Origin of the sequence: Pedobacter suwonensis (assembly GCF_007833675.1) — a bacterium.
Taxonomy (GTDB): Bacteria; Bacteroidota; Bacteroidia; order Sphingobacteriales; family Sphingobacteriaceae; genus Pedobacter; species Pedobacter suwonensis.
Map to the genome: position 1 here is coordinate 1755997 of NZ_CP031708.1, position 13863 is coordinate 1769859.

13 protein-coding genes are annotated in these 13863 nt (G+C 39.7%); 8 read left to right on the plus strand and 5 right to left on the minus strand.

Translation table 11 applies throughout. From position 1 onward, the window contains the following. Positions 1–37 precede the first annotated feature (37 nt). Positions 38–1231 (minus strand): phosphoglycerate kinase, encoded by a 1194-nt coding sequence (locus DV942_RS07255; RefSeq protein ID WP_145856413.1) that lies wholly within the window; start codon positions 1229–1231, stop codon positions 38–40. 6 nt (positions 1232–1237) lie between these two features. Next, complete coding sequence (locus DV942_RS07260; RefSeq protein WP_145856416.1) at positions 1238–1675, minus strand: GNAT family N-acetyltransferase; 438 nt, start codon at positions 1673–1675, stop codon at positions 1238–1240. A gap of 367 nt (positions 1676–2042) precedes the next feature. Here DV942_RS07260 and DV942_RS07265 point away from each other — a divergent pair, with 367 nt between their 5' ends. After that, positions 2043–2432 carry a DoxX family protein gene (locus DV942_RS07265; protein ID WP_090982469.1) on the plus strand — a complete coding sequence of 130 codons (390 nt, stop codon included), beginning with the start codon at positions 2043–2045 and terminating at the stop codon, positions 2430–2432. 1 nt (position 2433) lies between these two features. Here DV942_RS07265 and gap read toward each other — a convergent pair whose 3' ends face one another. Continuing rightward, a complete protein-coding gene (gene gap, locus DV942_RS07270) occupies positions 2434–3429 on the minus strand; it encodes a type I glyceraldehyde-3-phosphate dehydrogenase (RefSeq protein WP_186462441.1) in 996 nt (331 codons plus the stop codon). A gap of 179 nt (positions 3430–3608) precedes the next feature. Here gap and pepE point away from each other — a divergent pair, with 179 nt between their 5' ends. Next, the gene (gene pepE / locus DV942_RS07275; RefSeq protein ID WP_145856419.1) at positions 3609–4304 is read left to right on the plus strand and encodes a dipeptidase PepE; all 696 of its coding nucleotides are present in this window, start codon (positions 3609–3611) and stop codon (positions 4302–4304) included. 125 nt (positions 4305–4429) lie between these two features. Here pepE and DV942_RS07280 read toward each other — a convergent pair whose 3' ends face one another. Further along, positions 4430–5701: an MFS transporter gene (locus DV942_RS07280; RefSeq protein WP_145856422.1), complete on the minus strand. Its 1272-nt coding sequence runs from the start codon at positions 5699–5701 to the stop codon at positions 4430–4432. Between the two features lie 451 nt (positions 5702–6152). Here DV942_RS07280 and DV942_RS07285 point away from each other — a divergent pair, with 451 nt between their 5' ends. From DV942_RS07285 to DV942_RS07295, 3 genes are all read left to right on the plus strand, one after another. Then, positions 6153–6908 carry a hypothetical protein gene (locus DV942_RS07285; protein ID WP_145856425.1) on the plus strand — a complete coding sequence of 252 codons (756 nt, stop codon included), beginning with the start codon at positions 6153–6155 and terminating at the stop codon, positions 6906–6908. A gap of 605 nt (positions 6909–7513) precedes the next feature. Then, a complete protein-coding gene (locus DV942_RS07290; protein ID WP_090982461.1) occupies positions 7514–8110 on the plus strand; it encodes a GIN domain-containing protein in 597 nt (198 codons plus the stop codon). Positions 8111–8406: 296 nt separating this feature from the next. Further along, positions 8407–10680 carry a GH92 family glycosyl hydrolase gene (locus DV942_RS07295; RefSeq protein WP_145856427.1) on the plus strand — a complete coding sequence of 758 codons (2274 nt, stop codon included), beginning with the start codon at positions 8407–8409 and terminating at the stop codon, positions 10678–10680. Positions 10681–10772: 92 nt separating this feature from the next. Here the strand turns inward: DV942_RS07295 and DV942_RS07300 are convergent, their stop codons facing one another. Then, positions 10773–11063 (minus strand): hypothetical protein, encoded by a 291-nt coding sequence (locus DV942_RS07300; RefSeq protein ID WP_090982457.1) that lies wholly within the window; start codon positions 11061–11063, stop codon positions 10773–10775. Between the two features lie 273 nt (positions 11064–11336). Between DV942_RS07300 and DV942_RS07305 the strand changes: the two genes are divergently transcribed. The 3 genes from DV942_RS07305 to DV942_RS07315 all read left to right on the plus strand — a co-directional run bounded on the left by DV942_RS07305 (position 11337) and on the right by DV942_RS07315 (position 13635). Next, a complete protein-coding gene (locus DV942_RS07305; RefSeq protein ID WP_090982455.1) occupies positions 11337–11846 on the plus strand; it encodes a PRC-barrel domain-containing protein in 510 nt (169 codons plus the stop codon). Positions 11847–12132: 286 nt separating this feature from the next. Then, positions 12133–12948 carry an MOSC domain-containing protein gene (locus DV942_RS07310; RefSeq protein ID WP_145856429.1) on the plus strand — a complete coding sequence of 272 codons (816 nt, stop codon included), beginning with the start codon at positions 12133–12135 and terminating at the stop codon, positions 12946–12948. A gap of 243 nt (positions 12949–13191) precedes the next feature. Continuing rightward, positions 13192–13635, plus strand: a complete 444-nt coding sequence (locus tag DV942_RS07315; protein WP_145856431.1) for a GNAT family N-acetyltransferase — start codon at positions 13192–13194, stop codon at positions 13633–13635. Positions 13636–13863: the final 228 nt, after the last annotated feature.

Consider the following 13863-nt stretch of genomic DNA (forward strand, 5'->3'; position numbering starts at 1 on the left):
AGATTATCTGCAAGGCCTTTTATAAGGTTGTTATCTCTTATTCGTTAATGGCTTTGACACCTGGCAATTCCTTACCTTCCATATACTCAAGTAAGGCACCACCACCGGTAGAAACATAACTCACTTCATCTTCCATTCCGAATTTGGCAATCGCCGCAGCTGAATCGCCACCGCCGATTAATGAAAATGCACCATTATCTTTAGTTGCAGCTACTACCGCATCGGCAACAGCTTTGGTGCCTACCTGGAAGCTTTCCATTTCGAAAACACCCATCGGGCCATTCCACAATAATGTTTTGGAGTTTTTAATTACATCCTGGAACAGTTCAGCCGTTTTAGGACCGATATCTAAGCCCATCCAGTCAGCCGGAATATGACCTGCCGCAACATCTTGTTTAGCAGCATCGTTGGCAAATTTATCTGCAATTACGGTATCAACCGGCAAAATCAGGTTTACCCCTTTTGCTTTCGCTTTTTCGATCAGTTCTAAAGAAAGTTCCTGCTTATCAGCCTCTAACAATGAGGTACCGATTTCGCCACCTTGTGCCTTGGCAAAAGTATAAGCCATACCACCACCAATAATCAGGTTATCAACTTTCTCCAGTAATTTCTCAATCAAAAGAATTTTATCGGATACTTTAGCACCACCCATAATGGCTGTGAAAGGCCTTTCGGCATGATTTAAAATTTTCTCTGCATTTTCTACTTCTGAAGCCATTAAATAACCAAAGTACTTTGCATTTGGGAAGAACCGGGCAATAATTGAAGTTGAAGCATGTGCACGGTGTGCAGTACCAAAGGCATCGTTAACATAAACATCACCCAATTTTGATAATTTCTCTGCAAAGGCTACATCACCTTTTTCTTCTTCTTTGTAAAAACGAAGGTTTTCCAATAATAAAACTTCGCCTGATTTTAAATCAGCTGCCTGTTTTACCGCGCTTTCGCCAATACAATCGTCGGCAAACTTAACGTCAACACCAATAAGCGCAGATAAATCAGATAAGATGTGTTTTAAAGAATATTTATCGGTAGGGCCGTCTTTCGGGCGACCTAAGTGAGACATCAAAATAACCGCACCGCCATCTTTTAAAATCTTGCTGATGGTAGGTAATGCAGCCCTGATCCTTTTATCATCGGTAATTTTAAATTCATCATCCAAAGGCACGTTAAAATCTACCCTGATTAATGCTTTTTTATCTTTAAAGTCAAACTGGTCAATGGTGTTCATGATTAATTATTTTTGATTTAAGTTTAATTTCATTTCGTAATGGAAACCGATGCCCGGGATATCGAACTCAGGCGAATCAGTAGTGAAGCCGATTTTTTTATAAAAAGCTGCTGCGGTTGAGCGGGCATTGCACCATAAATAATCGGTTTTGTATTCTTTTAAATATTCGATAGCAAAAGTAACCAGTGCTGCACCGTATCCCTTACCACCTTCATCCGGATGCGTGGCCATCCCACGTAACTGATAACCTTCACCTTCTCCGGAAAAAAAATCATTGCGCATAAATGTGGCAATAGATTTTATTTCTCCATCTTTAAAAAAACCCAGATGAAAGGTGTCGTAGGCCAGGTCCCCTTCAAAAACACAGGCTTCTAATGGTTTGCCGCTGCGTAAAACCAGGCTCCTTAAAGGCAGAACTTCTTCAGGAAGAATGAATTTGACCATATTTATTTTATGATTAGTATGTACCCAAAGAAATCGCCATTGAATACACCGCAAACGTTTGCAAAGTTAATAAAGCAATTGAAACACGCTAATAATAATGCCAGAAAGTGCTAAAATTTTGATATAAAACCCATCTAATCAACCGCCTTAGCTGAAGCGAACATAAAATGCACATCGTGCAAAACAGACATCCGATTTACTTGTTTGATTAATAAGGTCAGCGCTGAATGAGCAATTTTCGCCTTTGGATAGCTTAAAAACCAGCTTTTGATTAAGGCAAAAATCTATCTAAGGGCATTTACAAAAACAGATTTTCTTATACACCAGTTCAGGCCAAAGCAAATTGAATTATTATTTGATGTAAACAATGAAAGAAGAAAACATAAAAACAGCAGCCAGGGTATTAATGGGCGCGGGTTTAATAACCGCCGGCATTGGGCATTTAACTTTTGCCCGTAAACCTTTCCAGGCACAGGTGCCAGATTGGGTACCTTTAAAGAAAGACGATACCGTTGTGTACTCGGGTTTTGTTGAAATTGCCCTGGGCACTGCTTTGGTATTAGCGCCCAAAAAACATCAGGCATTAATTGGCAAAATTGCCGCTGGCCTGTTTGTTAGCGTTTTCCCAGGAAATATAGCTCAATATACCCACAAACGCAGCGCATTCGGGCTTAATACAGATAGCAAACGCTTTTTACGCTTATTTTTTCAGCCAGTGCTGGTTTATTGGGCATTAAAATCAACACAAAAACCCTAAATTATTTTGTATTAAGCATATTGATTTTTTTCACGACATCGATCAAACGACTGCTATAACCGTACTCATTATCGTACCAGCCCACCACTTTAACCAGGTCGCCAACAATCGATGTCAACAGCGAATCGAATATGCATGAATGCGGATTATCAATAATATCAATGGAAACAATCGGATCTGTAGTGTACTGAATAAGGCCTTTCAATTCATTTTCGGCAGCATATTTAAAAGCTGAATTAATTTCTTCAATGGTGGTTTTCTTCTTTAACAAACAGGTAAAATCGGTTAACGATCCATTTAATACCGGAACCCTGATTCCCGCGCCACCTAAACGGCCATCCAATTCGGGAAAAATATGGGTGATGGCTTTTGCTGCCCCCGTGGTAGTGGGGATAATAGAAGATGAAGCTGCTCTTGCCCTGCGCAAGTCTTTGTGGTTGGCATCATGCAGATTCTGATCTCCCGTCATAGAATGGATGGTTGTAATATAACCTTCCTCCACGCCCCAGTTGTCGTTCAGAATTTTAATCATTGGGGCAATGTTGTTGGTTGTACAGCTTGCGTTTGATAATATCGTGCTGGTCAGATCAAGATGATCGTCGTTTACGCCTAACACCACCATTGGAATATCTTCTGCAGCCGGGGCAGAAATCAAGACCTGTTTTGCACCTGAGGATATATGTTTTTCAGCTGATGTCCGCGTCAGGTTCCTGCCTGTACAATCAATAACCAAATCAACACGCAGTGCCGACCATGGCAGTTCATCAGCTGCTTCAATGGCAAAAACGGGAATGGAAAGGTCATTAATCACCAATGCATCGGTTTTAGCCGAAACGTTACCTTTAAAAACACCGTGAACACTGTCATACTTAAACAAATGCGCCATTGTTCTGGCATCTGCAAGATCGTTAATGGCTACTACATCAAAGCCTTCGGCCAATGCCAGGCGTAAAAATGTTCTTCCTATTCTACCAAAACCATTTATTGCCAGCCTCATGATTATAAAAATTAGAGCGCAAAATTAGTATTAATTTGCCATTATGAAAGTAGCGATGCCAGAAGATGTAGATGCGATGATAAAAATGCAATGAGATGCTGCAACGGCAATTTAACCATCAGATCAAAAGATATTATTTCAACCAAAAAACCTATAATTGCTTTATAAAGCAAAACAACATGAACGTTATCCTCGCTTCTACCTCTACCCTATATGGCGGCAATTACCTGGAATACCTGAAAGATGAGCTGATTAGCCTCTTTGCCGGATTAGATGAAATTATATTTATTCCTTTTGCAAGGCCGGGAGGCATTTCGCATGAAGAATATACAAACACCGCGCGCGGTTTTTTCTCCAGGTTAAATATCAGCGTTAAGGGGTTGCATGAATTTGATGACCCTGTTAGTGCAATCCACACAGCGAAAGGTTTTTTTACAGGTGGGGGAAATACCTTTCTGCTCGTAAAAACATTGCATGACCTGGGACTAATGACACATTTAAGCGAAAACATCAAATCGGGCAAACCTTATTTAGGTTGTAGTGCCGGCAGTAACATTGGCGGCCTTAATATGAAAACAACCAACGATATGCCTATTGTATATCCTTCTTCTTTTGAATGTATGGGCCTGGTACCTTTTAATATCAACCCCCATTACCTTGACCCGATTCCGGAATTAAAGCATAACGGAGAAACCAGGGAAACGAGGATTATGGAATTTTTAACGCAAAACAACATCCGGGTAATAGGCCTACGCGAGGGCAATTGGATCAGGATATCAGGCGATAAGATCACTACTGAAGGCAGTGAAAACACCAGGATTTTTGAATCAGGAAAAGCGCCGTATGAATGCCAGCCCGGTAGTTCGTTATTGTAATTTATCAGATAGTGATACAGCTATTGAAAATTAAAATTCAAATAGCTACAAGTTTATGATCTACCAAACATCATAAACTTGTAGCCAGTATTATCTACGAAAGAAATCCGTAAGGCGATACTTCGTTATGCCACCACAGCACTGTTTTTTTTCCGTGAGCGAAGATAGATCACCAATCCGCCAAAAGCAACAATTAATATAATGGGTATAATCAAGGTGGCTCGTAAAATTTCGGGACCTGCAAGATTTTTGGCATTGGCCAGCGCCAGTGCATATTCAGAATTTTCCGGTGCTTTTAGGTAAGCATCAAATGAGGCACCTGCAGGCAGATGTTTAACAATCAGGCTATCGTAAAAACTCCCCATGAACATGGTGTAAATAGAAACGGCAAACATCCCGGCCCCTCCCATCAAGTTTAAACCGAGTGCGCCTGATTTAGGAACATTTTCAGCAACAAAACCGATCATGGTTGGCCAGAAATAACAAACACCTATTCCAAAAACGATTGCCGCGAAGAAAACTGAATTTCCAGTAAAGGTACTTAACATGTAAAGCCCTGCTGCCGCAAATATGGCAGATAGAAGCAGTACGCCCTGAGGCGCAAGACGGTGCACCACAGGCTCCGCGAAACCCCGCCCAATTACCATGATTCCGGTTGTTAGCGTCAGCAACAAAATGGCATTGTCGGTTACGTTCTTCAACAGTAAACCTATCCATTGACCAGTAAATAACTCTGTAATGGCAGTACCAAACATGCAGATAAACATGAAGATAAACAGTGGAGAAAGTACTGCTTTATACATATCTGAACTGGAATAACCAGATGATACCCTTTCGGTAACCGGAAAATCCAGCTTCGAAAAGAGGTACCCATAAATTAAGGTAGGGATAATCATCATGGCTACCTGCACTTTCCACCCTAATCCAAGCTGAACAAATAGCGTAACCAACAATGTGCCGATTACAATCCCACCAGGAAACCATAAGTGAAAGTGATTTAATTTAGTTGTTTTATTTTCCGGATATAAAGCGGCAACCAATGGGTTACAAGCAGCCTCAACAGTACCATTGGCAATGCCGATGAGCAAGGTAGATAAAAAGAGACTCCAATAGCCCTGGGCAAAAATAGTCAGGATAATACCGGCCAGGTGAAAAACAAATGCCATAACCAGTAAACGTTTCATCCCGATTATATCCACTACAAATCCTCCAACTACAATAGCCAGTGGAAACCCCCAGAAGGCAGCAGCCGTAATCGTACCTAATTCGGCGGTACTTAATTGAAAATCTATCCCCAGCTGGTTCATGATCCCGGCGCGGATACCAAAGGACAGAGAGGTGACGAGTAATGCCAGGCAACTTGCCCAGAATAATTTTGTGGTTTTAATGTTAAGCATAAGCTCAGATTTAGTTTATAATTGGTTTTTAATTTCAGAATAAAGAAAGATTTTAGAATAATGAAAGTCTTCTCTGCTTAGAGGAAGATATATTGTAAATTTAATAGGAATCCGGTCAGGTAAATACGCTAAACCTCCAGCTAAAACCCTGAGGCAGGAAACATGCCGGGTTCTAAACCAGCCTGCTAATTTAATGAGTTGGCGCTCCTCCATTTTCATTGGAATATTTGGTTTTATAACACGCAAAAAGCAGTGTTATAGACAGATGATGATCGTTAAACGCCATAATAATAAACAATTGAATCGATTAATGCAACGGCTGATGATAAACTTTATTCGTTTGCAGGTAATCTACGGTCAATGAGTATGAAGTATTATAGATTGATAAATTTGATTTTCTCCCTGTTAATCTATAAATTGAGGCAGAATCTTATCCAGACTACAATAACCTATGAAAAGCTATCTTTTTATTACCCTTTTAGCCATTTCCTTTGCTGTTCAGGCACAATCTAATACAGCCAATTATAAATATATCATTGTTCCCGAGAAATTCAGTTTTTTAAAGCAAGTTAATCAATATGGATTAAACACCCTCACCAAAGCACTTTTTGAGGAAAAAGGTTTTACAGTATATTTTGATAATACCGAAATACCACAGGAAATAGCGGCCGACAGATGCAAAGCCCTTACTGTTGACCTGCAGGAAAAAAACAGCATGTTTGTAACCAACCTTACCCTCCTACTTAAAGATTGTAAAGGTGCCGTAGTGATAAAAAGCAAGGAAGGCAAAAGCAGAGAGAAAGAATATAACACTTCTTATAATTTAGCGTTGCGAGATGCTTTTACAACCTTTAACGATTTTAGTTACTCAGCCGATCAACCAACAATGGTAACCAGCAACTTGCCAGTAACAGCAAACACAAACATAGAGACAAAAACCGCACCTGTACATATTGATCAGCCTACGGCCACCAAGCCAGAACAAAAAGAAGCGTTATTATATGCTCAAGCCATTAGCAACGGCTACCAACTTATCGATGCGACACCTAAAATTGTAATGACCTTACTAAAAACCTCTGTGGAGGATTGTTATATTTCAAATAACGGTAATGCAAACGGCATCGTTATCAAAAAAAATGGCAATTGGTTTTTTGAATACTACAAAAACAATGTTCTTGTTTCGGAAAAATTATCGATTAAATTTTAATAGTTACATCACGGGGTGGACTGTAAAATTTATTGCATTCAACAGGAAGATTTTCATAATCGGATGAATTTATCACCTGCATCATAAATATAGATTGCTATTTTGAACAATCATTTTTTGTATATCCATATCAGCTACGCAACTTATTGCCTATAGCACATGGCACGGCCTTGCCACAGCTAGCCGCAGGTCGGCTCCTTATTTTTGACGTATAAAAAGTCCTTTATTACTAAAAGATGCTGACAACGATTAACTAACGGAAATCTAAAAACGCTATTCCTATCTGTAAAGTAAATCCAACAGCAATAGGATCAGGCATGCCGAATTGTTATGGTTGGAAGACCATTGAAAATAGTTCCGTTAAAATTCGAGTTCAAGGTTAACATGTTAGCATCAAGCTGGAAATGTAAGTCAATACAGCCTTGTCAACTGAACAATTGAATAATTAAAATACAAACACTTTTTTGCCCGATTTTTAAACCCGTTCGTCGAGAATTAAGGTACGTTGGTATAATTGAGGATTTTCTGCTGCAACGTTTTGTACACCACGACGTCTTATCTACAAAACAACAACAAATATTAATAAAAATATAAACAACAGCATTATGAAAACCTCTATCAAAACCCTAACAAAATCAGTATTAACAGCTATCGCTTTAACTTCTGCAATTTTCTCAACAAGTGTAATGGCACACGAGAAACAGCCAATCAAAATTTCAACGCCTAAAGATATTCAACAAGTTATTGTAAGCGGGAATGTAGAAATTACGCTGGTTCAAGGTGAAAAAGAAAGCGTAAGCTATAATGAAGATAACACCGGTAAAGTAAAAGTGATCCAGGATGGACATGCCTTAAAAATCAGTTCAGCCGATGGAAATGTGGCTAAAATTACCGTTTCTGTAAAAAACATTTTCAGAGTACAGGCATCTGATAACGCGGTGGTAAAAACTTCAGGTAAATTAAATTCAAAATATCTTCAATTATTCTTAAACGGAGATGCTGTTGCAGCGATCGACTCTAATACCGAAGGTTTATATACAGTAATTGAGGATCGTGCGGATCTAAAATTAAGTGGTGCTACTCAAGAACATATCCTGGTAATGGGCAGCACACCAAAACTTAATTTAGACAGATTTGCTGCATTGAAAACACAAATGAGCTCACCAGTAGGTGCAACTCAAACTGCATCATTAGCCAAATAAATAATAAAATTTAAATAAAACGGGAGCGGTGAATTTATTCATCGCTCTTTTTGTTTATACAGCGCCGGACAAGCCTTACCATTTAGCTGACGGAAAGATATACCCGCTAAAATACAAGGATTTCTTTCTGTATTTTTTTTGATAAACTAGCCCTTTAGATTAGATTTGATAAATCGTTTTACTAATTTGGCATCTTAAAAAGATATACATGATTAATGATACGGATGGTTCCACATCAATGCTGATATCGCTTTTTGAAAAGTTTCTTTTTGTTCCATCTAATTAAAAGCCCTGACATGAAAAAATATACACATCCGGTACTAAGTACAATATTCACCCTGATAGCCTGCATCAGTTTCGTGCATGCACAAACTAAAAAGCAACCGGTAGACTATGTTAACCCATATATTGGCAACATCAGCCATTTACTTGTGCCCACATACCCTACCGTTCATTTACCCAACAGTTTGTTAAGGGTTTATCCGGAGCGTGATAATTTTACCAGTAATACGATACAGGGTCTGCCAGTTGTGGTTACCAGTCACCGGGGCAGCTCGGCTTTTAATTTAAGTCCTTTTCAGGGCGACCTCAAAAAGGCGGGTCATGTTATTTCTTATGGCTACGACAATGAGGTGATTAAGCCCTATTATTATCAGGTAGATCTTGATGATCATGGGATTAATGTACAATTTGCTCCATCTCATCAATCAGGGATATATGCACTCCATTTTTCGCAAACAAGTATTCCGCCTTACCTGATTTTAAACACCAAAAACGGCGAATTAAAAGTAAGCCAAAATGTGGTAAGTGGGTTTCAGAAACTGGACAATAATACCAGGGTTTACCTCTATTTTGAAACTGATTTAAAACCTGTCGAATCAGGTACGCACAGTGGAGATAACCTAAATTCAAGCCAACAGTCAACTTCCGGCCGGGATGCTTATCTGATTTTAAAATTTCCTGCGCAAACCCGGCAGATTAAGGCACGTTATGGTATATCATTTATTAGCGTAGAACAGGCAAAGCAAAATCTACGTCGCGAAATCAAGGATTATAGCCTGGATCAGGTGGCGCAGACGGGCAGAAATATCTGGAATGCCACGCTTGGAAAAATCCAGGTAACGGGTACAGATGAAACCGCCAAAACGATCTTTTATACCTCCCTTTACCGCACCTACGAAAGGATGATCAGCTTATCTGAAGATGGAAAATATTTTAGCGCCTTCGATGGAAAAGTGCACAACGATAATGGTGTGCCATTTTTTACTGACGACTGGATTTGGGATACCTACCGCGCAACACATCCGCTTCGCGTAATTATTGAGCCGAAAATGGAAGGCAACATGATTAATTCTTATCTGCGAATGGCCCAACAGATGAACGACCACTGGATGCCAACTTTTCCGGAAGTAACCGGCGATAGCCGGAGAATGAACAGCAACCATGGCGTGGCTACTATAATTGATGCTTATAACAAGGGTTTGAGAAGTTTTAATCTTGAAGAAGCCTACCAGTATTGTAAAGCAGCAATTACTGAAAAGACCCTTGCCCCATGGTCATCAAAAAAAGCAGGTGTTTTAGATCAGTTTTTTAAAGATAAGGGCTATTTTCCCGCTTTACCTGAGGGCGAGAAAGAAACCGCAGCAGAAGTTCATGGATTTGAAAAACGCCAACCTATTGCGGTAACCCTGGGTACCGTTTATGATGAATGGTGCCTGGGCAATATCGCACAGCAGTTAGGTAAAACCGAAGAGGCAAAACATTTTTTAGATAAAAGCACCAGCTACCACACCGTTTTTAATCCTGAAACCAGGTTTTTTCACCCTAAGGATGCAGAAGGTAAATTTATTAAACCACTTGATTACCGTTTTTCCGGCGGACTTGGTGCCAGAGAAACTTATGATGAAAATAATGGCTGGCTCTACCGTTGGGATGTGTTGCACAATATCGGCGATCTGGTGAATATGATGGGTGGTAAACAGACTTTTGTTGATGAACTGGAAAAAATGTATAACACCCCGCTTGGAAAAAGCAGGTTTGATTTTTATTCGCAGTTACCTGACCATACCGGCAATGTTGGTCAATTTTCTATGGGTAATGAACCCGCTATGCATATTCCTTACCTGTATAATTATGCCGGACAGCCCTGGAGAACACAAAAACGGGTGAGAAGTTTATTAACCCAGTGGTTTCGCAATGATTTAATGGGGATTCCTGGTGATGAAGATGGTGGTGGCCTTACATCTTTTGTCGTATTTTCGCAGATGGGCTTTTACCCGATAACTCCAGGCTTGCCTATGTACGTGATTGGCAGCCCAACTTTTGCCAATGTTAAACTGGACCTTGGAAACAAAAAAACATTTGAGCTGAACTGTATCAACTATTCTCCAGAAAATAAATACATTCAATCTGCTAAACTGAATGGTATGGTATGGAATAAATCGTGGTTTACCCATGATGATTTAATGAAAGGGGGCAAATTAGAGCTGGTAATGGGCAAACACCCAAATAAGCTTTGGGCAGCGGATGAAAGTTCACTTCCACCTTCATTTAAAATGCCTGCGAAATAAAAAGACCGGGCGGCTTCAGGCAGATAATATCATTTTAAGTACACCTCTAAAGCTAACCCAATGTCCGTTGCCATTAGGTTAGCTCATTTAGGTTATACCGCTAAAAAACGCTGAACCAGCGTTTCCCACTCCTGATCCAGTGATAGTACAGGCAATTTCTCTCCAGCTTTAGCATACCAGTAATTCGCATTCCAGGTATCCCCTTCTTTGCGATGCAGGTATGCATGGATACGCGCAGAGGCCAAATCGCCTAACTGATCAACCTGATCATGGGCCTTATGCCAATCTCCCTTTGCATCGTACCAAAGTGCCCGCAGCTGAACTGACAGGTGGGCATCCGGACTGTCTTTTTCCAATAACTTTTTAAATTCAGTTATATTCATTAGCTTCTGATTCTATTTTAATATTGTACAAAATAAACGTAAAACTTTACAATAACTGACTGTTTTTTCCAATTAGTATCTAACGGACTTCAACACCTGGCCATACTGACATAAAACTAGACAGCAAACACTTATAAACAAGTTCGACTTTGTGATACTTGGTTCGTTTCCCTTTTTTACAAACTACCTGATAAGTTTTAAAAAACCATCCGCTGGTTAAACCTGTTGTAAAAATGGGCACTTTATGAATAGCCCCCTTAAACAAAAGCAATTATGGATTCAGGAACTATTGTATACAGTAATTTAGAGGAACTTTCAAAAAGTAATTATCAATTAAGCGATGGCGAGGCCGACATAAAAGGATGGCCGGTAAGAAATGAAGCCGGTGATTCAGTTGGAAAGGTCCGCGATCTCCTGTTTGACCCCGCACAAAATGCAATTCGTTATATCATTGTGGAACTTGTTGACATGGGTGAAGATTTGGAGGAAAAGGCGATATTGATCCCTATTGGCCTTGCAAATTTAGGTGAAGATAAAAAAGAGGTTATTTTACCTGATATCCACCATGATCAGTTTAGGGCAATGCCAAGATATATCATAGGTGAGGTTACCCCTCAAATGGAGAATGAGATCCGCAGTGTGATAGGCAGTCCCGCGGCACTGCGACTGGAAGATGAAATTGTGGAGATAGACCGGGCAAACTTTTATCGTCACCACCATTTTGACCGTAATAGTTTTCCCGATCAAAATACCCGTAATCAGGATGCTGACCCATTAATTTAATGAACAATAGATTGGAATTACGGTAAAAGCATTTTCAATAGACTTAATAGCAGAACAAACGGAGCTTTCGATCAGGAAGCTCCGTTTTTTTAGCTGGAGCTGGCCCGCTTAATCAAATACAAAACCCGAAATCTCCTGTATAGACTAAAAGTGATTACAAGCTTTTTAAGTTTAATAGTTTGGACATTTGTAATAAATATGTTGGTTCATTTCCGTTGTCTCGTTCATGAGGTAATTCAATTCAGGCAAACAGCTAAATCCGGAATGTGTTTTTTATCTTTAAGGCATGAATCAATTTTTCCTTTCCGAAATTAACATTTATCCTATAAAATCGCTGGGAGGCCTAAGTTTACAGGAAGCCAAACTTGAAGAAAAAGGCTTACAATACGACAGAAGATGGATGCTTGTTGATGAGAAAGGGATGTTTATTACCCAAAGGAAACATGCAGAACTGGCCCTTTTACAAGTGAACATCTGTAATGGTAAATTAATCGTTTCCCATAAGACATTGCCTGGGTTAAGTACATCCTTTTCCATGGATGAAGATACCGGAGAGCAGATTTCAGTTGAGATTTGGAACGATATGGTTACTGCGATTGAAGTAAATAAAATGGTAAGTAATTGGTTTTCTGATTTCCTAAAGTTTAAGGTTAGATTGGTAAAGATGCCATTAACCGAAAAGAGACTGGTTGATCGGGATTATGCCCAAAATAATGAAGTGGTGAGTTTTGCTGATGGTTACCCTTGCCTGCTCATCGGCCAATCTTCGCTTAATGAATTGAATGGAAAACTACCAGATCCCATTCTGATGGACCGTTTTCGGCCAAATTTTGTTCTCACCGGAGGTGAGGCTCATGTTGAGGATAGTTTTAAGGACTTTTATATTGGTGAGGTTTTATTTTCGGCTGTAAAACCATGCTCAAGGTGCGTACTCATTACAATAGACCAGCAAACGGGTTTTAAGGGCCAGGAACCTTTAAAAACACTGGCCAGCTACCGCAAGATAGGGAACAAAATCATGTTCGGACAAAATTTACTGCATCAGCAAACGGGGACCATCTGTGTGGGTGATGAAATTAAGGTGGTGAGCTGGAATAAGTAAAACGGAAGATGTAAAGTGGATGATGGAAGATGGAGTTGATGCCATGACAAAAATTCCTGACTAACTTAACCGTAAAAATTTAAGGCTTTTACTATGCCATATTTTTCGATCGACTTAATCACATCAATTTGCTAAGCTTCGGATACAAACCAAACGACCTTATCATCGAAAGCAAACTTTTTAGTAAATTTTACGTTTAGAAACTATTTCCCAAAGTATTGGAGATTAAATGATTCACATGGAATGAAAGAAGCAAGAATTTTAGCTGCCAGTGGAAAAGATTATGGAAAACTGATTGCGGTTTGGGAAAGCTCGGTAAGGGCCACACACCATTTTCTTTCTGAGAAAGACATTATCACCTATCGTTCGTTGATTTTAAATGAATATTTTGATCAGGTACAGTTATATGCTATCGAGTTTGAGGAAAAGGTGATGGGTTTTATAGGCATTAATGGTGAATCGATCCAAATGCTTTTTATCCACCCTGATGTAAGAGGAAAAGGATTTGGCAAAAGACTGATTGATTTTGCTAGAAAAGAACATCATGTTTATATGGTAGATGTAAATGAGCAGAATGAACAAGCAGTAGGTTTTTATAAAAAACTTGGTTTCACAACCTTCGAGCGGAGTGAGGTGGACGGAGCTGGAAAACCTTTCCCTATACTTTCTATGGCTTTAAAGGCGTAAAAAGCAACATATCCATAATCAGGGGAAACCTGGTAATTAGCCGATGAGGCAGCATAACTCAAAAATCGTCATTGCCAGAAGGCTTTTTTAGCTGACGAAGCAATCTTACGGCTATAATCACTAGTATGAGAGATTGCTTTGTCGTTCCTCCGCGCAATGACGACCGAACAAGTGGACGCTGCCAATATAACGAAGGGCAGGTCAGTCGAGATGATGATTTTTTAAGGT